The following is a 24,827-nucleotide window of genomic DNA, read 5'->3' on the forward strand; positions in this document are numbered from 1 at the left end:
ATGCCGCTGAAGGCAAAGGGGGCAAAATCCGGGTCCGCACAGCGCATATCGCGCTCCGGCGTCGTGGCGGCGCTGCTTGTTTTGATCATGGTGGCGCTGATCGGCGTGGCGCCGTCCATCCTGTCCTGGCAGGGCCGTGCGCCCAAACAGCTGATCGCCAAGGGGTCGGGCTATGATCGCGTTGTGCGCGAGGTCTTCGCAGAGCGTGGCTGGCTGACGGTCGGGACCGACGCGGACGGAAAGCGCATCGTTTCGCTCGCTGGCCCGGTGGCGCGAAACGAGGCCCTGCTGACCTATGTGAACAGCTCTCGCCTGCGCCGCGACATGCAGGACGCGTCGCTGTGGCGGCTCGACGATGGCGGGGCCGTCCTGGAACTGGATCCCTACGCGCACAAGGTGGCGCGTCCCTTCGATCGGTCCGAGGGCTGGGCGCGACCGATCTTCTTCAGAGGCGGGTCCGAAATCGGCTTCCAGCTGCGCCGACTGGCCGACCGACGGGTGATCGCCGTCTCGTCCAGTGGTGATGCAGCGCGCAGATGCGACATCGACATCAATGACGACAACCGCTGGCCCTCGGCGGGCGGAGAGCGGCGCGCGCTCGGCATCTGCGAGGGAGGGCGCCCGCTGGCACGGCTCTCACTCGTCGGCGATCAACTGGTCGTAAGGGCTGGCGATCTGCCCTCGGAAACCACCGTGTTGGTCGGCGGTGTGCGGCTTCGCGCCGATGCGGCGCAGGCGAGTGCCGTGACCATGCAGCCGGGAGAGGAACTGAGCGTACGGGGACCGCAGGGGTCGGTGAGCCTGCTGGTCGATCGCCGCGTCGCCGCAATCGCCGTCGGCGACCCCAGCTTCGCACGCGAGGCATATCCTGGCCTCGAAACGATCGCCGGCGGCCTGGATCGAGCGATGGTCCGATCCCGCCTCTCCCAGCTTCGCCTGACGCTGGATCAGGACATGCAGGACCTCGCCCAGGCGGCCCTGGTCGAGCAGGCGTCGCATCTCCAGGGCGATGGCGATGCCTTCCGCGCCGCGGTCACCGTCATGGACGGTCGCACCGGCGAAATCCTGGCCCTGGCCAGCTATCCCTCCGATCCCGACCAGTTGAGCGAAGACCAGCGCGGCACCCGAGGCGGCGAGGCGCTGCTGGAGCGAAACCACAACCTCAGCCTCATGCCCATCGGCTCCATCGCCAAGGTGCCGTTGTCCATCGCCATTCTGGACAGCCAGCCCCGTCTCGCAGCGTTCCGTATCAGCCCCGGAGCCAGCCGGACCATTATGGGCATCGATATCGGCAGCGAATTCTACGACACCCATTCGGGGCCGCCTGTGGATTTCCCTAGCTATCTCGCGATCTCGTCCAATCGATACGCGCTCGGGCTGATGCTGATCGGCCTCGGAGAACAACCCGGGCCGGCCTACGCCTGCGGGGCCTTCTGCGAGGACTGGAGCTTGGGCCGAAGCAGGCGCGACACGCCTCGGCTGGCCATTCTGGAAAACAGCGAGACGGGAGCCTTCGGTCGCATCCCCACCATGGCGTCTGCGATGTCGGTGCCTTGGGCCACGTCTCTCCAGACGCTGTTCGACATCGCGCCGGACCGGGCTGCGTGCGGCTACGACATCCAAGTCTGGCGCGATCTGGCCAACGGTGCATGCAACAACGCCTTCGCCGGCGTGGCACCCCAAACCGAAGCTCTGGGACTGAACGCCGTCTCGGAACTATCCAGCGGCTATCTGATGAGTGTTCTCGGCGGGTCGCGATCCTCCTGGACCACCGTCAAGGTCGCGGAAGTCTTCTCGCGCATCGTCACAGGCCGTCAGGTCCGCAGCCGCCTCACGCTGACGCCGAAGGACACCCCCGCGCCGGTCCCGCTCGACTATCATATCGATGACTCTGAAGATCTGGCCGGATTGCGCGATCACTGGATGCAAGGGCTCTATGCCGTCGCTCGTCCAGGCGGCACTGCCGCGACCCTCGGCGCCAGGTTCAGAAACGCTGGCTATCCATCGAACGTCGTTCTCTATGCCAAGACCGGCACACCGTCGTTGGAAAGCGGCGCCGTGCAGAGCCCCGCCAATGCCCGGCTGACCGCCCTCATTGACAACCGTTGCGGTGTTCGTTGGGACGCTGCCGCCGGCCGCCTCACCTTTGGGGCGGGGCCGGTTCCGTCGGACGACGAACTGGTCGCACGCATGCGCGACCATAACCGTCAGCAATGCGTAATCGCCGCCGGGCCTGGCGATGCGCTGAAAGAGGCAGTCGTGACCCAGATGGCGACCTTCGACTGCCCTCGGGCGCGACGCGATTGCATTCCGGACGGCGTGCGGATGGAAGGCGGCGTCGTGACCGGCGTTCAAAGACGCCTCCAGGGGGGGACAGCGCGAGGGTCCATGTTCGGACATGCCGTCGCACTCTCCGCCGTCCGATATGAGTCCGGCCATCCCGCCCGTGTTCTGACGATCGTGATCAATATTCAGCGCAGGACGCGCAACACGCCGGCCCTCACCGTGGCCGAGACCATTCTGGACAGCGACCCCGTCCGCGCGTGGATGCGAGGAGGTGACGCGTGATCGACAGGGCTCGCATTGTCCGATGGGTCGGACCGGCCGTGTTCGCGATCATGGGCGCGATCGTTCTGAGGTCCGCAGTGTCCGCCGGCCGGCCCGTCGTTGCCGAAGACGCACCGGCCAGGCGTCAGGTTGCGATCGTCCGGTTAACCCCAGGCACGCCGGAGGCCGAGGGTTGGCCCGCCTTCTTCGCCTGTAGCGGCCTGAGCCAGGATACCGAGGTGGTGCATGCCACCCTGATGCGAAATCAGGGCCGCGAGCCATTGTGGAACGGCCCCATCCAAGAGCTCGGCAGCATCGAAGTGGTGTTCACGCCCAATGACGATCCTTCGACGGAGCAGGTTCGACGCATCGAGCGCCAGGTCGCGGCCAACCAGACCCGGTGCGGATTCTGACCATGGCCAAGCCAGCGTTCCCGCCTGACACCATTCGCGACGGAGCGTTTCGGTTCGTGGCTCGACTGGGTCCGTTGCTGGAGTATCGGAGCGACCGCGATGCCCTCTACGTTCTCGCGCCACCCGGGGCCGTAGAGGCGGACGCCGACAACATCTTTCGTGTCCGAACTGATGCGCGACCGGCCTTCGACCAAGCGGCGGAAGCCTTTCGGAACCCGGCCTGGACTGACAGCCGATTGTCCACTGAGCGGGTGCGCCTGCCACAGGACGCGAGCCCTCTGGACGAGACCTGGTGCTGGGAGACCGCCGCAATCGGCGAGACCCTTGATCAGCGGCTGAAGGCGGCTGGGCCGGTTGGCCGGAGGGTCCTCGATCCGTTCGCTCGGAGCCTGTCGCAAGCACTGGGCCCCCTCCATTCCGCAGGTCTGGCCCACTTGGGACTGAGATTGAACAACGTCGGAGTGCAAGCCGGGCGGATCGTTGTCGGACCACCGCTTCCCGACTTCCGCACCTTCCTGGACGCTCGGACCGGCGCAGGCTTCGACCTGCTTTCACTCTACGAACCGCTGGAGTATCGCGACGCCGCCGGGCGCGTCCCGCTCGGCCCGGCGACCGACGTCTACGCGGCCAGTGCGCTGCTGTTCCGATTGGGAACGGCAACCGCCCCGCCCCCGCCCCTTCTGCGCCTCAGGTCGCCCGGTGTCGCGCTCTGGGCGACCCCTGGGCCGCCCGAGATGTCGGATGACATGCGACGGGTCATCGAGCGCGGATTGAGCCTTCGGATCGAAGATCGCTTCGCGTCCATCTCCGAATGGTTGGAGGCCCTGGGCCTGGATCCCGACGGCGACGACACGGTTCACTTCGACGACAAGGCGCCTCCGGCTTCATCGGCGGCGGTCACGACCCCGCCTGTGCTCGCCTCGCCCGTGCCGCAGCCCGCCGGGGCGGGGTCGATCGACCGGCCCGGCCTCGGGGTCACGACTGCTGCCGTGCAGACTGGCCTCTCGGGCGCCGCGTCCGGCCAGCCCACCCTTCCCACCTCAAAGACGCTGCCACAAAGGCCGGAGACGGTCTCCATCCTGAGCCATCCTCTGGACAAGACGGTCATTCGACGGAGCGGAATCCTGACCAGGATCGTCGTTTTGGCCGCCGTCGTGCTCGCAGGCGCAGGCGTCGCCTACACCTATCCGACCGTCTCGAAATGGCTCGCGCCACCACCCCCCGCGCCCGATGGCTGCCGATGGGATCGCGACGGCGGTGTCCTGAAGATTGCGAAGGAGCCGGCGACATACACCCTCAACTGCAAGCTGGACGGTCGCTGGTCGCCGGCGCCCACACTGGAGCGGTTCGACTACGCGACCGTGCGCCTGTCCGAGGAGGCGCTGGAAAACTACAAGCCCGGGCTTGAGAAGGCGATGGAGCGGCTAGGCGCCTTCTACAGGCTGATGGGCGAAGCGGGACGGGTCGACGATTTCGCAAAGGCGCGGACGTGGTTCGGCCACGCAGCGGATCTGAATGACAGGGCGGCCATTCGGTCGCTGGGCGAGATGGCGCTGTTGGGCCAGGGCAAGGCAGTGGATCTTGCTGACGCGGAGATCTGGCTGCGCCGAGCCAGCGTAGCCGGCGACCAGATTGCCAAACTTCAACTGGCTCGCCTTCTAGAACAGACCAACCCCTCCGCCGCGAACTTCGACGCCCGTACGCAAGAAGCCGTCCGATACTACCAAGGCCTTCGTAACGATCCCGACCTCGGCAATCAGGCGAGAGACGGGCTCAATCGCGTGACAGCGGCCACCGCAGCGCGCGACGCCGCTGCGGCGCTTGCCGTCACCGAATCCCTGGCCCTCACGGACGCAGAGGCGGCTGCGGGCGAAACCGCCATGCAAAGCGCGCCGGCCGCAACGAACAGCACGACGCGGCCAACGCCGGCCAGCCGTCCGCAGCCCCACGCCACCACACCAACGACGCCTCGCCCGGCGCCGACGGCGTCCAGTCCACTCAACCTGTCGGCCAATGTGACGTTTCCGAATACGATGAGCGTCGCCCTAGCCGTAGAAACTGAAGGGAGACGTCAATGTTCAAGCCGTCGCGCCACCTATCGGAGCAGTACGCCGGCCGGCGTTCCGACATGCCCTTCCGATCGTACGACCTGCATGGTCGTCGCCAGAATTCAGTGTGTGCAATGATCGGCGCCCGAATCCCAGTCTACGCCATGTTGACGGCGGCTATCATGCTGACCGCACAGCCGGCGCTTTCGCAGAGTGCTTGGGTCGGGCCATGCGAACTGGCCGAGGACTACATGCGGGGGGCGAACTTTCAGGCCGCCTATCGTGGTGTCCATCGCGAAACCCTATCGACCGACCCTTGCGGCCGAGATGTCGTCACCGTCTATAATCTCCTTATACGATCGAACGAACAGGCGACCTACGACGTGACCGGGCGGCAGTACTACGTCTGGCCGACACGCGGCAATTGCGATGCTCGGGGCGCCGGACCATTCGTCCGAGGCGTCGTTCGACTGACGCAACAGCGTCAGGCCAACGGCGCCAACTGTCGTGTCGTCCTGACCGCCTCCTTCGACCTGACCATCTGGCAGGTGAACCAGCAGGATGGCCAGTCGATCATCTTCTCAGCGCCGATCACGCCAATCGGCGTGGGGGCGCAACAGTTCGCCGTGAGCCGCGTCGGCGAGACGGAGGCGATGATCTTCTACGCCGCCGTCACGATCCCCCATGTGGCCACCGGGCGATAGAGCACCGAAAGCCGGCGGCCGTTCAGCAGCCGCCGCTTGACACCTGCGGGGTCACACCCTGCTGGCGCAACAACTCGGGCAGGATGCCGCTCGAGACAGCGCTGAGCACCTGACTCGAGTTTCGGCTCGCCAGTTGGGTGTTCACCCCGACGACGCGGTGACAGGCGTCGAACAGAGGGCCGCCGGAACTGCCGGGCGCAATCTGCGCGGTGTGTTGCACCAGCCGCGTCTCTCCCCCGCCGTCGCTCTGTATGGTCACTCCGCTATAGACGCGGGAGACGATCCCGGTCGTCAGCGTGGCGGTTTGCTCGTCCTGCGTCTGGAAATCATCCGCCAGACCAGGAAAGCCCAGGGCCCACACGTCCGAGCCTTGCGCCGGCTCGTTGCCGGCGATGGCGATCGTCCGGCCCGTCAGCCCGGGTATACGCAGGATGGCGATGTCGTGGATCGGGAACTGGGCAATGACCGTCCCGGGGATACGCTGGGCGTCAGTCGTGCCGTTGACCACGGCATAGACGGCGCCGCCGCCCTCGATCACATGGACATTGGTGACGACGATGCCGGGAGCGACAATGAAGCCCGTTCCCGACCCGATCATGTTTCCGACAGGGTGCAGGATCCGCACTACCGACCGGGCGACGCGATCCGCCTGAAAGCGTCCCGACCGGGTCGTCGGAGCGATGTTGTCTGCCGCGGCGCGCTGGGCTGCGCGACGCTCTCCATCCAGTCGCGCCCGATCCTCTTCCTGGGCGATCTGCACGACCTGATTTCGCAGCGACGCGAAGACCTCCTGCCGACCCGCGCGCCTCAGAACCGCGACGACCGAAGCATTCCCCTCCCATTGTTGAAGGGCTTCCCGCCCGGCCGTAGAGGAGCCTGCCGTGGCGACCGATGTCCGCATCGCCTCAACCAGTTCGTCGGAACGCTGGAACAGGGTCTCGCTGACCGCAGACCGGGCCCCGGCATCGACCTGGGCGACAGCCTGGACGCAGGCATCCAGCTCGCCCGCCAGCCCCTCGAAGGCGATGAGGTCGCCGATTAAGGCGGGTCGCCCGTCCGACAGCGACGATTCAAGGGCTCGCAACGCGGAAGGCAACCGATCGTCCTTCAGACGATCGATCAGAAAGGCGCGCGAGGCGGCGGCCGTCGGATCATAGATTTCGGCCAGCGCCCGATCGACCTGACGGAGCTCCTGTCGCGCGTGCTCGCGGACCGGGCTGTTCACGACTCGGGCGGTGAATGCGCTCTGATCCAGGGTCGCCTGGGCCAGCGACACCGACCGCCCCAACACCGGGCGCCCCGCCACGGCATCCGCTATGCGCGCGGCCTCCGCCGCTTCGTCGGGCCGAAGCGCCAGCACCGCATAGGCTCGCAGTCGATCGACCCTGAGGCGCGCCAGGACGGCGGACGTGTCGGTCTGGGTCGACGGCAGGTTCTGGGCGTCGGCCGCGACGGCGGCCAGCGCCGTCCCGAGCGGCGAGCCCATCAGCCATGAGGCGCCGGCTCGGCTTTCCAGTTGGCAACTCGTGCGTTCATCGCCCACCCCTTCGGCTGCGCGGCCCCAGGCGAAACTGCCGGACCAGCCGACGGCCTGGAATGTCGCCTGACCTTGGGCCTGGCCGATGGTCACGCCGGCAGTGAAGCCTGCCCCCTCGGGACAAACAGACACGGCGGTTTCGACACCCGCTCCAACCAGTATGCAGTCGCCGCTACTCCGATCCGCGACCAGGGTGATGAATCGCGTCTGCGGAAGCTGGCCGGGCAGGCCGTCGAGAACCGCCAGTTCGTATTGGTCCCTGCCATCGTCGGCCAGTTCGACCCAGATGCCCGTGCTGACAAACCCTCTGTAGACCTCGCCTCCCTGGACCTGGGCGCGACTCTGCGCGACCGAGAGTCCAAGGGACGCCAGCATCGCCAGCGAAACGGCGCGGGCCACCCTCGCCCGTGGCTTCCCGACCCCTCGTCTTCCCGCTCTGCCCATTTGGTCGGTCATGCGCCCCCAGCACCTCGTTCGACACGTCGCGGATCGATTCTAGCGACCCTTCCGATCGCCGTTAGCGCCTCACTAACCCCCGAATTCCGCAAGCCATGCTGCGGAGGCGGGCCGGTGCGGTCAAGCTCCGATTGACGGCCTTTTTTTCTTCAGCCTAGAGTGGAGACTGACGCAACGTCGTTTTGCGTCGGGGGCTGGACGGGATGCCGATGAACAGGACGAAGCACGTCATAGCGGGCCTGTTGGTCGCCGCCACGCTCGGAGGTATGGCGACGCCGACCGTGGCTCAGAGTCGCGGGAACGAGGCGATCGCAGTGTGCGAAAGCCAGCGCCGTCCCTTCTTCGACATTCGCCAGCGGAACCGGGAGACGATCCGCAACCGCGTCATCCAAGGCGTCGCCGTCGGCCTTCTGGGGGGCGGACTTTTGGGCAGCGCGGCGGGCCAGGGACAGTCGGCGGGCACCCAACGCACCGCGATGATCGTCGGCGCCGTCATCGGCGGGGTCGCCGGTGGCATGAACCAGTATATCGCCGCCAAACAGCAGATCACGGACGACAACCGCGAGATCGCTCGCATGATCGATGCCGACGCAGGGGGCTATGCAGGCCGTATCCAGGCCTTGACGAACTCGATCAACGCCACCTCCGAGTGCCGCCAGAACCAGATCGCCGTCTGGGAACAGCGGCTGATCGCGACCCGCACCGAGTTCGCCGCCCGAGAGGCTGGCCGAGCCGCCGCCAGCGCCGCCGCACCCGACGATCGCGCCCGCCGGACGATTGAACGCGAGGGCGCGAGGGCGGCGCGCGACGACCGCAGAATCTTGGATCAGATGACCCGCGAACAGACGATGATCCAGGACGCGATGATCGACGACCGAAATCTCTTCTCGGACGTTCTTAAATACTTTGACGATGATCTGATGGCGATGGCTCAGGCCCAAGCCCTTGTCGAAGGAACCAGCGCGGCCTCCTTGCGCGGCTCGGCGGAAGCTTATTCCGTCGAGGTCGTGCCGCCAGCCATTCTCGCCGCGACGACGGCGTCGTCGGGTGCCTTCGGCTCGTCGTCCTCGGCTTTCGGCTCGTCGGCATCGGCTTTCGGCGGATCGGTGCCGCAACCAGCGACCACGGCCGTGCCGATCGTGGATCTGGACGATCCCAACATCTATCTTGCCCGGATCGTCGCGCCGACCGATGCGTTCCAGACCGTGAACGGCCATCAGCAGGCGATCGTCGCGCAACGCGACGCGGCGGCGATGGCATCTGCGGCGGATCAGACCAATCGCGCCCGGCTTCAGGTCGCCGTGGCCCGTGGCGAGAGGGTGTCGATCGCTCCCCCCGCATGATCGACGAGACTTCGAACGCCGGTCACGAGTCGGTCCGGATGTTTCGAGCATCCAGGTGACGCACACACATCCTTCGCGGTTGGCGGCTCTGGGCTGTCTGATCGTGGCCATCGTGGCGCTTGTCGCCGATACGGCTTTGGCATTTCGCCCGCAGGACGCGGTCCCTCCGGGCATTCAGGTTCCGACGGTCACGCCGACAGCGCCCGTTGGCGATCCGGGACCGGTTTCTTCGCGAGATCGGCGCGTCCGGGCCGACGCCCTGCCGTCGTCTTCAACCCTGCGTGAAGCGGCGCGAGCCGCGGCCCTCGTCACGACGACCAACAGCATCGGCCATGGGGATGCGGTGCGACGAGTATCGGACATCGGGACGGGCGTTCTGATTTCAACCTGCCATGTCCTGACCGCTCGCCATGTTCTGGGCGACCCGCGCCTCGACGGCGAAACAGCCGAGCAGCGGATTGATATCCGCTTTCACACGCTCCCTATCTCTCGGGAAGCCACCGATCCCGGCGAGGCGATCACCCGGACAGCAGTCGTGGCCGCGTGGGGGCGCAGCGGGCGCTTGCTGGACGACTGGGCGCTGCTGCGGCTAGACCGACCGGTCGAGAGTATAACCCCGCTCGGCCTGGCCGAGGACGCCTGTTGCGGCGCGTCCGGCTGGATCGAAAATGCCTTGGCGGGCTATCCTGCCGACCGGTTCGACCCAACCGCGCCGGCTGTCTGGGTCGATCCCGACTGCGGGCGTTTGACGCGGCTTGCCAATGGGGTGCTGGCGACCCGCTGCCAAGCGACCAGCGGCAACTCGGGCGGGCCGGTTCTGGCCTTTCAGGACGACGCCTGGCGCATCGTCGCCATCCTGACCCGCGCTCCCGGCCCGCGCGAGATGCGCACTGGCCAGACTTATGCGATTCCGATCGGTGCCCGGCTGCGGCGCGCTATTGCCGACGTCGATCTTGGCGTTTGCGGCGAAACTTCTCCTCCCGTTCCGTACTGAGGTCCTGTCTGCGCAGCGACTTTATGGGAACGACGCAGGGCGACCGTTGGGCTGTCCGTCCCTAACGACCCCCAGATTTCCCTCCTGCCGACAATCGAAAGCAAAGAGGTTGGCACGCGCTGGCGGTAGTAGAGCCTACCGCTGCGCCACACGATACGAGGCCGTTTGTGTAGATAGTTCGTGTAGCAGTTGCCCGGCTGTTTTCCCGAGGGTTTTCCGAAGCTTGATCCCAGATCATCGGGGGAATTGTGTAGCAGGGTCGTGTAGCAATCGTCCGAAGACGGTCCCCCAGACGGTGAAACCGCAGTGTTTACAGGGGTGGGGGAAGAAATGGCGCGCCCGGAACGATTCGAACGTCCGACCCTCAGATTCGTAGTCTGATGCTCTATCCAGCTGAGCTACGGGCGCGCACAGGCCTTGACGGCGAGGGCGGGTATCTAGCGGGTCGTCTTCGCGGGCGCAACCCGGTTTTCGACCCCATTGTAAAACCGGTGCTTGGCGAGGCGGACAGCGGGGCTTAGGTCGGGGGAACGCCTCTCCGCGTCAGTGCTTTTCCGGGCCGCCCCGAAGATGATCATGTCGAAGTCGCCGTTCCGTTCCCTGCTCGTCGCCGCCCTGGCCCTGTCCCTGGCCGGCTGCCAGACCGCGACGGTCGGGGGCGCGCCCACCCCGGCACGGACCGTGGAGACTCCCCCCGCCGCTCCGGCGCGCGGTCCGTTCGTGGCCGCGGCCAATCCTCTGGCGGTCGAGGCCGGAATGGCCGTGCTGCGGCGGGGCGGGTCGGCGGTGGACGCGGCGGTGGCCGTGCAGGCCGTTCTCGGCCTCGTCGAGCCCCAGTCGTCGGGCATCGGCGGCGGGGCCTTCATCATGGTCTATGACGCCGACACGCAGGAGGTCACGACCTACGACGGGCGCGAAACCGCCCCCGCAGCGGCCACCCCCGAACTCTTTTACGAGAACGGCGTCCCTCTGCCCTTCATGGATGCGGTGCTGAGCGGACGCTCGACCGGCGCGCCCGGCGCCGTGGCGGCCCTGGCGATGGCGCAGGAGGCCCACGGGACCCTGGCCTGGTCGAGCCTGTTCGGCGACGCAGAGCGACTGGCCCGGGACGGCTTCACGGTCAGCCCGCGTCTGGCCGGTTTCATCGCCGGCGGCGGACAGGCGCGGACCCGCTGGGCGACCGAGTATTTCACCAGGCCGGACGGCGCCCGCTACGTCGCAGGCGACACCCTGCGGAACCCCGCCTATGCGGAGACGGTCGCGACGCTTGCCCGTGACGGCATCGCCGCCCTGCGCACCGGTCCGATCGCCGAGGCCATCGTCGACACCGTCCACGCCGAGCCGCGCCCCGGTTCGCTCAGCGCGGCCGACCTCGCCGCCTATCGCCCGATCGCCCGCGACGCCCTGTGCCGTCCGTTCCGGGTCTATGTCATCTGCGTGCCGCCGCCGCCGTCCAGCGGCGTGGCCCTGTTGCAGCTTATGGCCATGGCCGAAAGCCCTACCGCGGCGCCCGTGCTGGCCGGGGGCGAAACGAGCGCCGACGCCTGGACCATGTTCGCCCAGCTGCAGCGTCTGATGTACGCCGACCGCGACCGCTATGTCGCCGACCCCGCCTTCGTCGGCGTGCCGGTGGCCGGTCTGCTGGACGAGGGCTATGTCGCCTCTCGCGCCGCCCTGGCTCCCGGCCTGACCGGCGCCGCGACGGCCGGGACGCCCCCGGGCGGCGTGTTCCGCGCGCCGGACGCCACACGCGAACCCTCCGGCACCTCCCACATGGTCATCGTCGATGCGGCCGGGAACGCCGTCTCCATGACGACGACGGTCGAGAGCATCTTCGGCTCGGGCCGGATGGTCGCCGGCTTCTTCCTCAACAACCAGCTGACCGACTTCTCCTTCTCGCCAACGACAGCTGAGGGAGCGCCCATCGCCAACGCCGTGGCGGCGGGCAAGCGGCCGCGCTCGTCGATGTCGCCGGTCATCATCCTGGATCGTCAGGGTCGCCTCGTCGGGGCCATGGGGTCGCCCGGCGGCACCTCCATCCTCGCCTACAACGCCAAGGGGCTGATCGGGACCCTGGTCTGGGGCCTGCCGGTCCAGGCCGCCTTCGACCTTCCCAATCTGGTGGCCCGGGGGCCCGGCTTCGGCGCCGACACGTCGCGCTTCGGACCCACGCTGACGGAGCAACTGGCGGAACGCGGCATCGTGCTCCAGCCCAACACATCGGAGAACTCCGGCCTGCACGGCGGACTCTGGCGGCCGGATTCTCAAGGTGGTCACTGGGACGGCGGCGCCGACGACCGCCGCGAGGGCGTGGCGCGAACCGAATAGGTCTCAGCCCGGCAGACGCAGTTCGAAGGTCGTGCCCGTCGGACCGGTTTCGACGAGGCGCAGCTCGCCGCCGTGGTTGGCCGCCAGCTCGCGCGAGATGGTCAGGCCCAGCCCCGTGCCGTCGGCCGAGCCCCCGCTGACGAAGGGTTCGAACAGCCGCCCGGACAGACGCGGCGGAATGCCGGGACCGTCGTCGACGACGCGGATGACGCACCAGCCGTCCTCACTGGTCGCCTCGATCATGACGGAGCCCAGCGGGCCGCCCTTCTTGCGGGCCGTGCGCGTGGCGTCGCCCTCGATGGCCTGACGGGCGTTCCTCATCAGATTCACGAGGATCCGGTGCAACTGGTCCGCGTCGGCCTGAACGGCGAAACGCGTCGGGATGGCCTTCACCAGCCGCACCCCCTGGCTCTCCAGCCCGGCGTCCTCGGCGGCCGAGGTCGCGGCTGCGGCCAGAACGATCCGGTCCAGAACCGGCTCAGGCTCCTCCGACTTGCCGTAGTCCAGCACATTGCGGGTCAGGGCGGCGGCGCGTCCCAGGGCCCGCTCCAGACGCGGCAGGGCCTTGGCCACCTGGGGGTCGGCGGAATCGGCCAGACGCTCCGACGCGATCTGGGCCGAGGTCAGCATGTTGCGCAGGTCGTGATTGATCTTGGCCACCGCCTCGCCCAGCGCCACCAGACGCGAGCGGGAGCGCAGGGCCTGACGCACCTCTTCCTGCATGACGGCCAGTTCGCGCTCGACCCGGCCGATCTCGTCGTGGCGATCCGAGGGCGTCGGGGCGACGGTCTGGGGGTCGGCGGCGAAGCCTTCGATCGACCGGGTCACCCGCCGGAGCGGCTGCAGCACGAGGAAGGACAGACCCGCATACAGCAGGCCGCCCGCGACCACCGAAATCAGGATCGAGACGAGCAGACTGTTCAGCAGGAAGGCCCGCAGTTCGATCTTCAGCGGCTCGGCCGGCGCCACCACGTCGATGAAGTCGCCGGAGCGGTAGCGCGGCGCCGCGCGGGCCCGGATCGACCGGTCGGGATGGCCGAACAGGGTCCGCACCGGGTCCAGCAGGCGCGCGCCAAGGCTGCGGCGGCGGAGGTCGATGAAGTCGGGCGCCCGGGCCAGGTTCGGGGCCTGCAGCAGCTGGCGCATCACCCCCTGATCGCTGATGGCCACCGCCGACACCCCGCCGATGCGCAGCAACTGTTCGGCCGTCTGGTCGTCCACGGCGCTGTAGGGCAGGGCCTCGACCCCGACCGAGGCCAGCTCCGCCGCCTGCAACCGGTCCAGCAGCCAGCGCTCATGGAAGCTCGCGGCATTGGGGCCGAGGATCAGGGCCTGCACCGCCAGGGTGAACAGGACGGTCAGAAGCAGCAGTCGCGACGACAGGCCGTCGGGCGCGTGAGGGGTCAGCCGCTCGCGCCAGTCCGCGGGCAGACGCAGCCTGTCGAAAAGATCGCGCGGCATGACCCGGGGCGGCTTCACGGCGTCGCGGCTCCCGGCAGTCGCTTCTGGACCGTCTTGAGCACGAGGGGCAGCACGACGGCCAGGACGAAGACTCCGGCCATCGGCGCCCAGAACTGGCCGAACAGGGCCTGGATGTCAGGATTGGGATTCTCGGCCAGAAGCTGGTTCAGCCGGGCGCCGATCCAGCAATAGATGATGTGGGCGGGCAACAGGCCGATCACCGTCGCGACGGTGTAGGGCAGCAGCCGCACCGACATGATCCCGGCGGCGATATTGATCATGTGAAAGGGCACCACGACGGCCAGCCGCGACGCCAGCACGTACCAGAAGGTGTCCTTGTCGATGGCCGCGCAGACCTTCTTGAGCATCCCCTGATCGCGCTCGGCCTTGTTGCGCAGGTCCTGACCCAGGGCCGACCGCGCCACGGCATAGACGATCAGCGCGCCGACGGTCGCGGCGATGGAGGTCGAGATGCCGCCGACCCAGGGCCCGAACAGATAGCCGGCCGTGATGGTCACGAAGAAGACGCCCGGCACCACGCTGGCCGTGGCGATGGCGAAGACCGCCATCAGCACCAGCACGGCCAGCACATAGTTCTCGGCCGTGAAGGCGCGCAGTTCGCCGCCGTGTAGCCTCAGGGTGTCCAGCGACAGATAGCGGTTCCAGCCCATGCCGAAGATCAGGGCGATGACGCAGGCCAGGGCCACGAGGGGCAGAAATCGTTTGATGCGGTCCATAGTCACCCCAACGCTCCCGGCCGTTCGAGGCTGCCGGAGGCGTCCCCGGCGTTGACAGCCGAAGCCTCGCCCCTTATACGCCCGCCCTTCCCGCAGAGGACACGTCCGTCCTGTGCGCAACTCATAACCTCTGGAGCCGACCGTGAAGCGGACCTATCAGCCGTCGCGACTCGTGCGCAAGCGCCGTCACGGCTTCCGTTCGCGGATGGCCACCAAGAACGGACAGAAGATCGTTGCGCGGCGTCGCGCCAAGGGCCGCAAGAAGCTGACGGCTTAAGCGGCCTGCCCCCTCCATCCGGGGGGACCGATGACGATTGCCATCACAATCCATCGCCTGACCTCGCGGCCCCAGTTTCTGGCGGCCGCGAAAGGCGTTTCTCAGGCCCGCGGCGCCGTGGTCGTGCAGCGACTGGATCGCGCCGACGGGGATGCGACGATGCGGATCGGCTTCACGGCCACGCGCAAGGTCGGCGGGGCCGTCGTTCGCAACCGCTGCAAGCGCCGTCTGCGCGAGGCCGCGCGGGCCATGGTCGGCCAGTATGGCGTGCCGGGCAGCGACTATGTCTTCATCGCCCGGCAAGGCACGCCCGATCGCCCGTGGGACCGTTTGCTTGACGATGTGAAATCGGCGCTTACAAGGCTCGCGACCCCCGCCGGGGAACCCATATCCAGCCGGCCGGCCGCTATTTCCCCCGACACGACGCCCCCACCTTCCAAAGACCTGGACCGCTGATCCGCATGAAGAACGAGAACACGCGCAACATGGTGATCTTCGCCGTGTGCACGGCGGCGATCCTGATCCTGTACCAGGTCTTCGTCATGGGCCCGCAGATGGAGCGCCGTAAAGCCGCCCAGGAAGCGGCGGCCGCCGAACAGACCGTGGCTCCGGCCGGCGGGACGGCCGGAGCCGTTCCCGGCTCCACCGCGACGGGCGCGCTGACCTTCGTTACGGACCGCACCCAGGCGTTGGGCCGGGTCCCGCGCATCCCGGTCTCGACGCCGACGCTGCAGGGCTCGCTGTCGCTGCAGGGCGGTCGTATCGACGACCTGTTCCTCAAGAACTATCGCCAGACCATCGACCCTTCGTCGCCCTATGAGGAGCTGTTCCGCCCGCAAGGTATGGAGCACGCCTATTTCGCCCAGTTCGGCTGGACCGGTCAGAACATCACCGGCGGCGTTCCGGGCCCGAACACCGTCTGGCGTCTGACGGGCGGCTCGAGCCTGACCCCGACGACCCCGGTCACCCTGACCTGGGACAATGGCCAGGGCCTGCGCTTCACGCGCCAGATCGCGATCGACGCCCAGTATATGTTTACGGTCACCGACACGGTCGCCAACCTGGGAACCGCGCCGGTCGTCATCGCTCCCTATGGCCGCATCGAGCGCCAGGGCGTGCCGCCGGCTCTGGGCAAGACCCAGATTCTGCACGAGGGCGCCATCGGCACCTTCTCCAAGGGCGACGGCTACGCCACGACCCAGCTGAAATACGGCGACTGGGCCAAGAAGCCGCGCGAGGAGTTCGAGTCCACCGGCGGCTGGCTCGGCATGACCGACAAATACTGGATGGCGGCCCTGATCCCGCCGCAGACCGAGCCGGTGAAGGCCGAGTTCGTCGTCACCGACGCGGACCACTACAACATCCATGAGGCCCGCATGCTGGGCGAGGCGCGGACGATCAATCCGGGTCGCCAGATCACCGAGGTCCAGCACCTGTTCGCCGGCGCCAAGCGCAACGAGATCCTGTCCGCCTACGAGAAACAGTACGACCTGCCGCGCTTCATCTACGCGATCGACTGGGGCTTCCTGTTCTTCCTGACGCGCCCGATCTTCCTGCTGGTCGAGTTCTTCAACGGCCTGGTCGGCAACTTCGGCGTCGCCATCCTGCTGCTGACCCTGACCATCAAGCTCATCATGTTCCCGCTGGCGAACAAGAGCTACGAGAGCCTGTCCAAGATGCGGAAACTCCAGCCGCAGATGGAAAAGATCAAGGAACAGCACAAGGACGACCCGCAGGCCCAGCAGAAGGCCACGATGGAGCTGTACCAGAAGGAGAAGATCAATCCGCTGGCGGGCTGCCTGCCCATCCTGGTCCAGATCCCGGTCTTCTACGCCCTGTACAAGGTGCTCTACGTCACGATCGAGATGCGGCACGCGCCCTTCTTCGGCTGGATCCGCGACCTGTCGGCGCCCGACCCGACCAATATCTGGACCCTGTTCGGCCTGATCCCCTGGGATCCGTCGTCGGCACCCCTGATCGGCGGGCTGCTGTCGCACCACACCGGCGGCGGCTTCACCCTGGCGCTCAGCGTTCTGGCGATCATCTATGGCTTCACCATGTGGCTGCAGCAGGCGATGAACCCGCCCGCGCCGGATCCGGTCCAGCGCCAGATCTTCGCCTTCATGCCGATCGTGTTCACCTTCATCATGGCCGGCTTCCCGGCGGGCCTGCTGGTCTACTGGGCGTGGAACAACATCCTCTCGATCGCCCAGCAGTATTTCATCATGCACCGCTTCAAGGCCGAGAACCCGATCGACGACTTCTTCTCGAAACTCAAAAAGACGGCGTCTTGACCGACTATACCGACGAAGAGATCGAGGCTGCGCGGGTCCTGTTCCAGCGCCCCGCGACCTTCGTCATGGGCGCCGCCAAGATCGAACAGCTGCCCGAGCCGGACCTGCCCGAGATCGCCTTCGCCGGGCGGTCCAACGTCGGCAAGTCCAGCCTGATCAACGGCCTCGTGGGCATGCACAAACTGGCCCGCGCCTCCAACGAGCCGGGCCGGACGCGCGAGGTCAACTTCTTCGATCTGGACGGAAAGATGCGTCTGGTCGACTTGCCCGGCTACGGCTGGGCCAAGGCGTCGAAGACGACCGTGCGCCAGTTCCAGAACCTGGGCCGGGACTATCTGCGCGGCCGGGTGACGCTGAAGCGGGTCTATCTGCTGATCGACGCCCGCCACGGGCTGAAGTCGGTCGACACCGAGGCCCTCGACGCGCTGGACCTCGCCGCCGTCAGCTATCAGATCGTCCTCACCAAGGCCGACAAGATCAAGGCGCACGAGCGCGACACGGTGGCGGCGGCGACGCTGAAAGCCATCGCAAAGCGGCCGGCGGCCTTCCCGGCTGTGATCGTGACCTCGGCCGAAAAGGGCGCGGGCCTGCCGGAGCTGCGCGCCGAGATCATGCGGACGACGGGCGTGGAACTCTGATCATCTTCCTTCTCCCAGTGGGAGAAGGTGGCCGCGAAGCGGACGGATGAGGGTTCGGCCTCACCGGTAAGGCACGACCCTCACCCTTTCGCGTTCCCAATCGCTTCGCTTCTGGACGCTCAAGTCCTCTCCCAACGGGAGAGGGATGCGCTCTGCTCTGGCCTCTCCTCGCCTGAGCCCCTAGTTACAAACCATGCCCCCCGCCGACACCCCCGCCGAGGTCTTCAAGCGCGCGCTCGCCCATGCGGCCCGTGCGCTCGCGGAACAGTCGGAGCTTGAGGTCGTGTTCGGCTCGGACGGCCCCAAGCTGACCGGCGGGGTCCTGACCCTGCCCCATCCCCCGCGCACGCCCAGCGATGGCGACAGCGCCACCATCCGGGGGCAGGCCGACCGGCTCGCCCTGCGTCTGGCCAACCACGACCCGTCGATCCACTCGACGCTGCGCCCCGTCGACAGCCGCGCCGCCGAGGTGTTCGAGGCCGTCGAACAGGCCCGCGTCGAGGCCCACGGCTCGACCTCGCTCGCCGGCGTCCGCAACAACATGAACGCCGCCCTCCTGACCCGTCTGGAGAAGATGGGCGCCCTCAGGGTCACAGAGGCCGATCGCGTCCCCGTCGGCGAGGCCGTCGCCCTGCTGCTGCGCGAACGGGTCACCGGCCAGCGCGCGCCCGACGGCGCCGGCGCCATGCTCGACCTCGTGCGCGCCGACATCGAAGGCAAGGCGCATGTCCAGCTCGACAGGCTCGCCGCGACCGCCGGCGACCAGGCCGCCTTCGGCAAGGCGCTGAAGGACGTGCTGCGCGCCCTCGACCTCGATCCCGGGGACGGTCGGGGCGACGACGCCTCCGAGGATCAGGGCGACGAGGAGCCCGATCCGCAGGAGCCCGAAGCCAGCGAGGATCAGGACGACGAGGAGGACGAGAGCGGCGGCGAGGGCGGCCAGTCGATGGACGGCGCCTCCGAGGACCCGACCTCCGAACAGGACCGCGACGCCCGCCCCGACGGCTCGCCCGCCGAGCGCGACGGCGACGCCGCCGACGACGGCCCCGACGTGGCCGAGGGCGCGCTGCCGAACCGTCAGGAGAACGCCGACGACGGCCGTCAGGTCGATGTCTACAGGGTCTTCACCGCCGCCTTCGACGAGGTCGTCGACGCCGCCGACCTGTGCGACCCGATGGAACTGGACCGGCTCCGGTCGCTGCTGGATCAGCAGCTGACCATCCTGTCCTCGGTCGTCGCCCGCCTGGCCAACAAGCTGCAGCGTCGACTGATGGCGCAGCAGAACCGGTCCTGGTCCTTCGACCTCGAGGAGGGCGTCCTCGACACCGCCCGCCTGACCCGCGTCATCACCGATCCGACCAGTCCGCTGTCGTTCAAGATGGAAAGTGAGAGCCCGTTCCGGGACACCGTCGTGACCCTGTTGCTCGACAATTCCGGGTCGATGCGCGGACGGCCGATCATGGTCGCGGCGGTCTGCGCCGACATCCTCGCGCGGACGCTCGAGCGCTGCGGCGTCAAGGTCGAGATCCTCGGCTTCACCACCCGCGCCTGGAAGGGCGGACAGGCGCGCGAGGCCTGGATCACGGCCGGCAAGCCGTCGATGCCGGGTCGCCTGAACGACCTGCGCCACATCATCTACAAGGCCGCCGACGCGCCGTGGCGCCGGGCCAAGAAGAACCTCGGCCTGATGATGCGCGAGGGGCTGCTGAAGGAAAACATCGACGGCGAGGCCCTGACCTGGGCCCACGACCGGCTGAAGGCGCGGCCGGAATCGCGCCAGATCCTGATGGTCATCTCCGACGGCTCCCCGGTCGACGACTCGACCCAGTCCGCCAACGCCGCCCTGTATCTCGACAAACATCTGCGCAAGGTGATCGAGGAGATCGAGACCCGGTCGCCGGTCGAGCTGATCGCCATCGGCATCGGCCACGACGTGACCCGCTGGTACCGCCGCGCCGTGACCATCGTCGACGTCGAGCAACTGGGCGGGGTCATGATCGAAAAGCTGGCCGAACTGTTCGATGCGGCTCCGAAACAGGCGCAGAAGGGTTCCCGCCGCCTCAAGCGCGCGGCGTGATGCGCCTCGTCCTCCGCGCGGCGACCTCGCTGGCCCTCATGGGTCTGGCGGCCTGTGCAGCCATCGCCACCGCCACGCCCGGGTCGATCGCCGGTCCCGACCGTGCGATCCGCATGGAGGCCCGTCATGTTCCGCTGGGCCTCGGCGGCGCGACCCTCGCGCCCGGCGTCAGCTGGGCCGGCGGCCTGGTCCTGCGCGGTCCGAACCTGCACGGCCTGTCGGACCTCAAGATCGACGGCGACCGCGCCTGGGCCGTCGCCGACTTCGGTGATCTGGTCCGCTTCACGATCCGGCTCGATCGCAACGGTCGCCTGACCTCGGCCGACAGCGCCATCAACCGCCCCCTGACCGGCACCGACGGCGCGGTCCTGACGCCCAAGGCCAATGCCGACGCCGAAGGCCTCGCCCTCCTCCCCGACGGTCGTGTCCTGATCAGCTTCGAGCGCGACCACCGCATCTGGTCCTATGGCGCCGGGGCGAACTCACGGCCGGTGCTGGTTTCCACGCCCCTTCACCCGTTCGAGGACAATCAGGGCATCGAGGGTCTGGCCCCCGCACCCTACGGCAAATGGCTCGCGCTCGGCGAGGCCGGCGGCGCCTGGCTGTGCGACGCGGACAGTTGCGACCCGCTTCCCAACGCCCCGGCATCCTACGACGACGGCTTCCTGACCACCGGCGCGGACATCGATCCGGCGGGCGGCTGGTTCGTCGTCCAGCGCCTGTTCGTCCCGCCCCTGAACATGCAGGCCCGCGTTCGTCACATGGCCCCGGACGGAACCCTGTCGGCGCCGCTGATCCACCTGCGGCCCCCGGCCTCGACCGACAATTTCGAAGGGATCGCGGCGGTCCCCACGGCCACGGGGACGCGCCTCTATCTGCTCAGCGACGACAACGGCAACTTCGTCCAGAAGACGCTGTTGCTGGCGTTCGATGTGAGGCGGTAATTTCTTTCGTCATCCTCCGGCGAGCGCAGCGAGACCGGGGGACCCAGCGGCGCCGAAGGCGATCTGTTCAGGCAAGCTGTTGACCGCCTGTGTTCGTGGCAGTTTCGCGCTCTCGCGCGCCGCTGGGTCCCCCGGCCTGCGCCGCGAAGACGCGGCTTGCCGGAAGATGACGAAAGTCACACCCGTTCGCTGACCTTGATCGCCACCCGGCAGCCCGCCTTGATCACCGCGCTCAGCAGCCGATAGGCCGGCGCCTCGCGGCTGCCGTGGGCCACGGCATGGTCATGGTGCTCCAGCTCTTCCTCGCGGAACTTAGTCAGCTCGGCCGCCAGCTCGGGCTCGCGATCGGCCAGTTCGGCGATCTGATCGGCGTAGTGTTCCTCGATCACGCTCTCGACGGCCTCGGTGCAGGCGTGGGCCGCCTTCTCGCCCATCAGGGCCGTCGCCGCTCCCAATCCCGTCGCCGCGAGCGACCAGAGCGGCAGCATGGCCGTGGGCCGCACGCCGTGTTCGTTCAGCAGGGCGTCGAAGCGCGCCTTGTGCACGGCTTCCCCGGCCTTCATCTCGACCATGTCGGCGGTGATCGCCTCCTTGCCGCGCACGCCGTCGAAAATCCTCGCCTGCGCCTCGTAGATCTTGACCGCCGCGAACTCGCCGGCGTGATCGACGCGCAGAATCTCGGCCATGCGCGCGCGCATCGCGCCCCGCCCAGGACGGGGCAGGGGCGTGCGACGGGTCTCGGTTGCTAGGGGCTCAGTTTCGTGGAGCGCGGGCATCCTTGGGCCTCTTGGCGGCGAGCAGGCTGAACCCTGCAAGCGCGGCGGAGATAAGCGCGTTCCATCCTGCCATCGACAGGCCGAGGAAGCTCCACGTCACCGCGTCGCACATGGCGATCCGGATCGCCGGACCAGTGCCCAGGGCCAGCGAGGTCAGTCCCTCGAGATCGGCCCCTGCGCCGCCGCCTGCGCACAGCGCCGGCAGCGCCCACCACTTCAGCTCACCCCCGGCGTGGAAGCCGGCGGTGATGGCGCCCGTAGCGAAGACGGCGAACAACAGGAAGGCGGCGATGCGCGGCGTGCCCCGGCGCGCCTGGCTGATCACGGTCCAGATCGTGGCGACCAGCGAGATGGCCACCGCGCCCCAGAACACCTCGCGCTGCTTGAGGCAGAGATTGCAGGGGCTGAGACCGGCGAACCGCTCGAACGCATGGGCCGCGCCCAGCATCGCCAGCGAGATCGCCAGGGCGAAGGCGGTCCACCAACGGGTCAGGAGACGATAAGCGCTTCTCATGACGACAGTCTTAGCTGCGCCGGAGGCGTCCGTCGATGTGGCCTAGAGAAGCTTCAGCGCAAGGAAGCCGCCGACCAGCAGGACCAAGGCGATCACGAACGACAGGGCCAGCCGCTTCTCGACGATATGCAGCATCGCCGGCCCCCAGGTCTTGAGGATCCATGCCTCGAGGAAGAACCGACCCGACCGGGTGATGGCCACGGCCAGGACGAACAGGCCCAGGTGGAAATGCGCCAGACCCGCCGCGATGGTCACCAGCTTGAACGGAATCGGCGTCAGCCCCTTGCCCAGGATGACGAGGAAGCCGTTCGAGGCGAACCACGACTGATAGACGCTCATCTCCATGCCGTGGCCGAAGACCTCCAACAGCCGGACGGCGACGGGCTCCAGGAAAAGACCGATCGCATAACCGAGCAACGCCCCCAGCAGGGACGCCAGCGAACAGATCGCCGCATAGCGGTAAGCCCGATCCGGCCGCGACAGGATCATCGGCGCCAGCATCACGTCGGGCGGAATGGGGAAAAAAGAGGCCTCGGCGAAGGACACCACCGCCATCGTCTTCTCGGCATAGGGCTTGCGCGCCTGTTCGAAGACCCAGTCGTAGAGTTTGCGCAGCATGAAGGTCCCACGGGGTCGCGCCACGACGACCGGTCCGGCGGCGTTAGCATCCCTGCGGCATCGCGTCACCTCGGCCCGCCGCCCGGCCTCGCCCAAGGAGCCTCATGCCCACGCCCGCCTCCGGTCATCAGGACGACGTCACCCAGGATCTGGCCCGTCTGCTGCGTCGCCTCGCCGACGACGGCGGCGATCACGGCCTGACCCTGAGCGAGATCCGGGACCGGCTGGACGAGCGCGCCTACGGACTGCTGATCCTGCTGCTGTCCATCCCCTGTCTGGTTCCCGGCCTCTACGGCGTGCCCCAGGCCGTCGGCGTCATCATCATCCTGATCGCCGCCCAGTTGCTGATCGGACGCGAGGAGCCGTGGTTGCCGCGCTGGATTCTGAACCTGCGGGCCAGGGGCGCCTGGCTGAAGGCCATGGCCGATTTCGCCGGGAGCAAGCTCGGCTGGGTCGACCGCCTGTCGCGCCCGCGCCTGCTCGGCTTCGCCACCGGTGGCGGCGAGAAGCTGGCGGCGATCTTCATGATCCTGGCCACCCTGACCATCGTCCTGCCCTTCACCAACACCATCCCGTCCATCGCCCTGGCCCTTTTGTCCGTGGGGCTGATCCAGCGTGACGGCCTGTTCGTGCTCGCAGGGGCCGGAGTGGCGACGGCCTGGCTGGGTCTCCTCGCCGCACTGGCGGTCGGATTGATGCTGGGCGCGGAATGGACCGGTCGGCTGGCCCTCGGATAGGGGCTGGATCACGTCTGCGCGTCATCGGCTTGGCTTGTGGGTCCTGCGCCACTAGGTTCCGCGCCAATCGGCCGGCGAGACTGGCCCCGCAAGTTTCAGGAGACGCTCCATGGACGACCTGACGGCCCATACGGCCGACGCCACCACCCCCGCCTACGAGAACCCTCTGGGCGTCGACGGCTTCGAATTCGTCGAGTTCACCGGCCCCGACCCCCAGTCGATGATCAAACAGATCGAGGTCATGGGCTTCGTCCAGACCCACGTGAACCCGAAGAATGGCGTCGTCCGCATGAAGCAGGGCGACATCACCTTCCTGGTCCATGCGAAGCCCGAAGGTCACGCCGGCGAGTTCGCCCGCGACCACGGCCCGTCCGCGAACGGCATGGCCTTCCGGGTCAACGATGCGAAGAAGGCCTATGACGAGGCCGTCGCGCGCGGCGCCCATCCGGCCGACATGCACAACGGCGGGGCGCTGGGCGAGGGCGCCTATGTGCTGCGCGGCATCGGCGGCTCGCTGCTCTACATCGTCGACGCCTACGGCGAGACCGGCTCCCTCTATGACGGCTGGGACGAGATCGAGGGCTGGGAAGAGGCCGAGCGCAAGAACAACGTCGGCCTGCACCTGCTGGATCACCTGACCCACAATGTGAAGCGCGGCCAGATGCGGACCTGGTCCGGCTTCTACGGCGACGTCTTCGCCTTCGAGGAGCAAAAGTATTTCGACATCAAGGGCAAGGCGACGGGTCTCTTCTCTCAGGCCATGATCGCGCCCGACCGCGCCATCCGCATCCCCCTGAACGAGAGCCAGGACGACAACTCCCAGATCGAGGAGTTCCTGCGTCGCTACAACGGCGAGGGCATCCAACACATCGCCCTGGCCACCGACGACATCTTCGCCACCGTCGAGGCAATGCGCGAGCGCGGCGTCCAGTTCCAGGATACGATCGAAACCTATTTCGAGCTGATCGACAAACGCCTGCCCAACCACGGGCACGACGTCGAACGCATGCGCAAGAACCGCATCCTGATCGACGGTTCGGACGAGGAAGGCCTGCTGCTGCAGATCTTCACCCAGGACACCTTCGGTCCGATCTTCTTCGAGATCATCCAGCGCAAGGGCAACGAAGGGTTCGGAAACGGAAACTTCCAGGCCCTGTTCGATTCCATCGAGCTGGACCAGATCCGTCGCGGGGTCATCAAGGTCGACGCCAATTAAGATCGCGCCTCCCTCCTGGCTGCCGTTCCTGGGCCCCGTTCTCGCGGCCCTGGTCGGCGGCCTGATCGGACAGTGGCTCCAGATGGGCTTCTGGCCCGTCCTGGCCGGCGCCCTCATCGGCGGCTTCGCCCCGATCGTCGCCTATCGCGTCTGGAAATGGTCGCACCA

General features: G+C 67.7%; 22 protein-coding genes and 1 tRNA gene. 15 read left to right on the plus strand and 8 right to left on the minus strand.

The window, feature by feature from the left end:
• The 4 genes from ACQY68_RS16480 to ACQY68_RS16495 are packed head-to-tail and all read left to right on the plus strand — an operon-like array spanning position 1 to position 5,712.
• Positions 1–2,568 carry a hypothetical protein gene (locus ACQY68_RS16480; RefSeq protein WP_428150842.1) on the plus strand — a complete coding sequence of 856 codons (2,568 nt, stop codon included), beginning with the start codon at positions 1–3 and terminating at the stop codon, positions 2,566–2,568.
• Entirely contained in the window at positions 2,565–2,960 is a 396-nt protein-coding gene (locus tag ACQY68_RS16485) for a hypothetical protein (RefSeq protein WP_428150844.1), read from the plus strand. Before ACQY68_RS16480 ends, ACQY68_RS16485 begins: the two co-directional genes overlap by 4 nt.
• Before the next feature lie 2 nt (positions 2,961–2,962).
• Positions 2,963–5,146 carry a hypothetical protein gene (locus ACQY68_RS16490; RefSeq protein WP_428150845.1) on the plus strand — a complete coding sequence of 728 codons (2,184 nt, stop codon included), beginning with the start codon at positions 2,963–2,965 and terminating at the stop codon, positions 5,144–5,146.
• A gap of 44 nt (positions 5,147–5,190) precedes the next feature.
• Entirely contained in the window at positions 5,191–5,712 is a 522-nt protein-coding gene (locus tag ACQY68_RS16495) for a hypothetical protein (RefSeq protein WP_428150846.1), read from the plus strand.
• 22 nt (positions 5,713–5,734) lie between these two features.
• On the opposite strand, the gene ACQY68_RS16500 is transcribed toward ACQY68_RS16495, so the two are convergent.
• Entirely contained in the window at positions 5,735–7,648 is a 1,914-nt protein-coding gene (locus ACQY68_RS16500; RefSeq protein WP_428150848.1) for a S1C family serine protease, read from the minus strand.
• Positions 7,649–7,914: 266 nt separating this feature from the next.
• Between ACQY68_RS16500 and ACQY68_RS16505 the strand changes: the two genes are divergently transcribed.
• Together ACQY68_RS16505 and ACQY68_RS16510 are read left to right on the plus strand one after the other, a co-directional pair.
• Positions 7,915–9,048: a hypothetical protein gene (locus tag ACQY68_RS16505; protein ID WP_428150849.1), complete on the plus strand. Its 1,134-nt coding sequence runs from the start codon at positions 7,915–7,917 to the stop codon at positions 9,046–9,048.
• A gap of 103 nt (positions 9,049–9,151) precedes the next feature.
• Positions 9,152–10,042 (plus strand): trypsin-like serine peptidase, encoded by an 891-nt coding sequence (locus ACQY68_RS16510; protein ID WP_428150851.1) that lies wholly within the window; start codon positions 9,152–9,154, stop codon positions 10,040–10,042.
• Here the strand turns inward: ACQY68_RS16510 and ACQY68_RS16515 are convergent.
• Together ACQY68_RS16515 and ACQY68_RS16520 are read right to left on the minus strand one after the other, a co-directional pair.
• Positions 9,949–10,194, minus strand: coding sequence for a DUF6538 domain-containing protein (locus ACQY68_RS16515; protein ID WP_428150852.1), 246 nt, complete (start codon positions 10,192–10,194; stop codon positions 9,949–9,951). The two genes, ACQY68_RS16510 and ACQY68_RS16515, sit on opposite strands and share 94 nt — an antisense overlap.
• Positions 10,195–10,373: 179 nt before the next feature.
• Positions 10,374–10,450: transfer RNA gene (locus ACQY68_RS16520), tRNA-Arg, on the minus strand.
• Between the two features lie 168 nt (positions 10,451–10,618).
• On the opposite strand from ACQY68_RS16520, the gene ACQY68_RS16525 reads away from it, so the two are divergent.
• Positions 10,619–12,370 (plus strand): gamma-glutamyltransferase family protein, encoded by a 1,752-nt coding sequence (locus tag ACQY68_RS16525; RefSeq protein WP_428150854.1) that lies wholly within the window; start codon positions 10,619–10,621, stop codon positions 12,368–12,370.
• Between the two features lie 3 nt (positions 12,371–12,373).
• Here ACQY68_RS16525 and ACQY68_RS16530 read toward each other — a convergent pair whose 3' ends face one another.
• Both ACQY68_RS16530 and ACQY68_RS16535 read right to left on the minus strand, forming a co-directional pair.
• A complete protein-coding gene (locus tag ACQY68_RS16530; protein WP_428150856.1) occupies positions 12,374–13,849 on the minus strand; it encodes a sensor histidine kinase in 1,476 nt (491 codons plus the stop codon).
• Positions 13,846–14,568 (minus strand): TVP38/TMEM64 family protein, encoded by a 723-nt coding sequence (locus ACQY68_RS16535; RefSeq protein WP_428150858.1) that lies wholly within the window; start codon positions 14,566–14,568, stop codon positions 13,846–13,848. The genes ACQY68_RS16530 and ACQY68_RS16535 overlap by 4 nt, the downstream gene beginning before the upstream one ends.
• Before the next feature lie 142 nt (positions 14,569–14,710).
• Between ACQY68_RS16535 and rpmH the strand changes: the two genes are divergently transcribed.
• The 6 genes from rpmH to ACQY68_RS16565 all read left to right on the plus strand — a co-directional run bounded on the left by rpmH (position 14,711) and on the right by ACQY68_RS16565 (position 20,798).
• Positions 14,711–14,845, plus strand: coding sequence for a 50S ribosomal protein L34 (rpmH, locus tag ACQY68_RS16540; protein WP_013268133.1), 135 nt, complete (start codon positions 14,711–14,713; stop codon positions 14,843–14,845).
• Positions 14,846–14,875: 30 nt separating this feature from the next.
• Positions 14,876–15,301 carry a ribonuclease P protein component gene (gene rnpA / locus ACQY68_RS16545; RefSeq protein WP_428150860.1) on the plus strand — a complete coding sequence of 142 codons (426 nt, stop codon included), beginning with the start codon at positions 14,876–14,878 and terminating at the stop codon, positions 15,299–15,301.
• Positions 15,302–15,306: 5 nt separating this feature from the next.
• Positions 15,307–17,139, plus strand: a complete 1,833-nt coding sequence (gene yidC, locus ACQY68_RS16550; RefSeq protein WP_428150861.1) for a membrane protein insertase YidC — start codon at positions 15,307–15,309, stop codon at positions 17,137–17,139.
• The gene (yihA, locus tag ACQY68_RS16555; protein ID WP_428150862.1) at positions 17,136–17,777 is read left to right on the plus strand and encodes a ribosome biogenesis GTP-binding protein YihA/YsxC; all 642 of its coding nucleotides are present in this window, start codon (positions 17,136–17,138) and stop codon (positions 17,775–17,777) included. The genes yidC and yihA overlap by 4 nt, the downstream gene beginning before the upstream one ends.
• A 193-nt stretch (positions 17,778–17,970) precedes the next feature.
• Positions 17,971–19,854, plus strand: coding sequence for a cobaltochelatase subunit CobT (gene cobT / locus ACQY68_RS16560; RefSeq protein ID WP_428150864.1), 1,884 nt, complete (start codon positions 17,971–17,973; stop codon positions 19,852–19,854).
• A complete protein-coding gene (locus ACQY68_RS16565) occupies positions 19,854–20,798 on the plus strand; it encodes an esterase-like activity of phytase family protein (RefSeq protein WP_428150865.1) in 945 nt (314 codons plus the stop codon). The genes cobT and ACQY68_RS16565 overlap by 1 nt, the downstream gene beginning before the upstream one ends.
• A 176-nt stretch (positions 20,799–20,974) precedes the next feature.
• Here the strand turns inward: ACQY68_RS16565 and ACQY68_RS16570 are convergent, their stop codons facing one another.
• The 3 genes from ACQY68_RS16570 to ACQY68_RS16580 all read right to left on the minus strand — a co-directional run bounded on the left by ACQY68_RS16570 (position 20,975) and on the right by ACQY68_RS16580 (position 22,706).
• Entirely contained in the window at positions 20,975–21,484 is a 510-nt protein-coding gene (locus ACQY68_RS16570; protein ID WP_428150867.1) for a demethoxyubiquinone hydroxylase family protein, read from the minus strand.
• A gap of 67 nt (positions 21,485–21,551) precedes the next feature.
• The gene (locus ACQY68_RS16575) at positions 21,552–22,088 is read right to left on the minus strand and encodes a disulfide bond formation protein B (RefSeq protein WP_428150868.1); all 537 of its coding nucleotides are present in this window, start codon (positions 22,086–22,088) and stop codon (positions 21,552–21,554) included.
• A 42-nt stretch (positions 22,089–22,130) separates the two neighbouring features.
• Positions 22,131–22,706, minus strand: coding sequence for a YqaA family protein (locus ACQY68_RS16580; protein ID WP_428152696.1), 576 nt, complete (start codon positions 22,704–22,706; stop codon positions 22,131–22,133).
• Positions 22,707–22,810: 104 nt separating this feature from the next.
• Here ACQY68_RS16580 and ACQY68_RS16585 point away from each other — a divergent pair, with 104 nt between their 5' ends.
• Together ACQY68_RS16585 and hppD are read left to right on the plus strand one after the other, a co-directional pair.
• Positions 22,811–23,443 carry an exopolysaccharide biosynthesis protein gene (locus tag ACQY68_RS16585; RefSeq protein WP_428150870.1) on the plus strand — a complete coding sequence of 211 codons (633 nt, stop codon included), beginning with the start codon at positions 22,811–22,813 and terminating at the stop codon, positions 23,441–23,443.
• Between the two features lie 109 nt (positions 23,444–23,552).
• Complete coding sequence (hppD, locus tag ACQY68_RS16590) at positions 23,553–24,659, plus strand: 4-hydroxyphenylpyruvate dioxygenase (RefSeq protein ID WP_428150871.1); 1,107 nt, start codon at positions 23,553–23,555, stop codon at positions 24,657–24,659.
• Positions 24,660–24,827: the final 168 nt, after the last annotated feature.

Source organism: Brevundimonas sp. (genome assembly GCF_965278935.1).
In the GTDB taxonomy this organism is placed as follows: domain Bacteria; phylum Pseudomonadota; class Alphaproteobacteria; order Caulobacterales; family Caulobacteraceae; genus Brevundimonas.

Excerpts from the sequence above, each read along its gene's own strand:
- ACQY68_RS16490 (WP_428150845.1), top strand. The coding sequence starts at position 2,963 with ATGGCCAAGCCAGCGTTCCCGCCTGACACCATTCGCGACGGAGCGTTT.
- ACQY68_RS16585 (WP_428150870.1), top strand. The coding sequence starts at position 22,811 with ATGCCCACGCCCGCCTCCGGTCATCAGGACGACGTCACCCAGGATCTG.
- ACQY68_RS16565 (WP_428150865.1), top strand. The coding sequence starts at position 19,854 with ATGCGCCTCGTCCTCCGCGCGGCGACCTCGCTGGCCCTCATGGGTCTG.
- ACQY68_RS16525 (WP_428150854.1), top strand. The coding sequence starts at position 10,619 with ATGTCGAAGTCGCCGTTCCGTTCCCTGCTCGTCGCCGCCCTGGCCCTG.
- ACQY68_RS16570 (WP_428150867.1), bottom strand. The coding sequence starts at position 21,484 with ATGGCCGAGATTCTGCGCGTCGATCACGCCGGCGAGTTCGCGGCGGTC.
- ACQY68_RS16495 (WP_428150846.1), top strand. The coding sequence starts at position 5,191 with ATGCTGACCGCACAGCCGGCGCTTTCGCAGAGTGCTTGGGTCGGGCCA.
- hppD (WP_428150871.1), top strand. The coding sequence starts at position 23,553 with ATGGACGACCTGACGGCCCATACGGCCGACGCCACCACCCCCGCCTAC.
- ACQY68_RS16480 (WP_428150842.1), top strand. The coding sequence starts at position 1 with ATGCCGCTGAAGGCAAAGGGGGCAAAATCCGGGTCCGCACAGCGCATA.
- ACQY68_RS16505 (WP_428150849.1), top strand. The coding sequence starts at position 7,915 with ATGAACAGGACGAAGCACGTCATAGCGGGCCTGTTGGTCGCCGCCACG.
- yidC (WP_428150861.1), top strand. The coding sequence starts at position 15,307 with ATGAAGAACGAGAACACGCGCAACATGGTGATCTTCGCCGTGTGCACG.
- cobT (WP_428150864.1), top strand. The coding sequence starts at position 17,971 with ATGCCCCCCGCCGACACCCCCGCCGAGGTCTTCAAGCGCGCGCTCGCC.
- rnpA (WP_428150860.1), top strand. The coding sequence starts at position 14,876 with ATGACGATTGCCATCACAATCCATCGCCTGACCTCGCGGCCCCAGTTT.
- ACQY68_RS16535 (WP_428150858.1), bottom strand. The coding sequence starts at position 14,568 with ATGGACCGCATCAAACGATTTCTGCCCCTCGTGGCCCTGGCCTGCGTC.
- ACQY68_RS16575 (WP_428150868.1), bottom strand. The coding sequence starts at position 22,088 with ATGAGAAGCGCTTATCGTCTCCTGACCCGTTGGTGGACCGCCTTCGCC.
- ACQY68_RS16580 (WP_428152696.1), bottom strand. The coding sequence starts at position 22,706 with ATGCTGCGCAAACTCTACGACTGGGTCTTCGAACAGGCGCGCAAGCCC.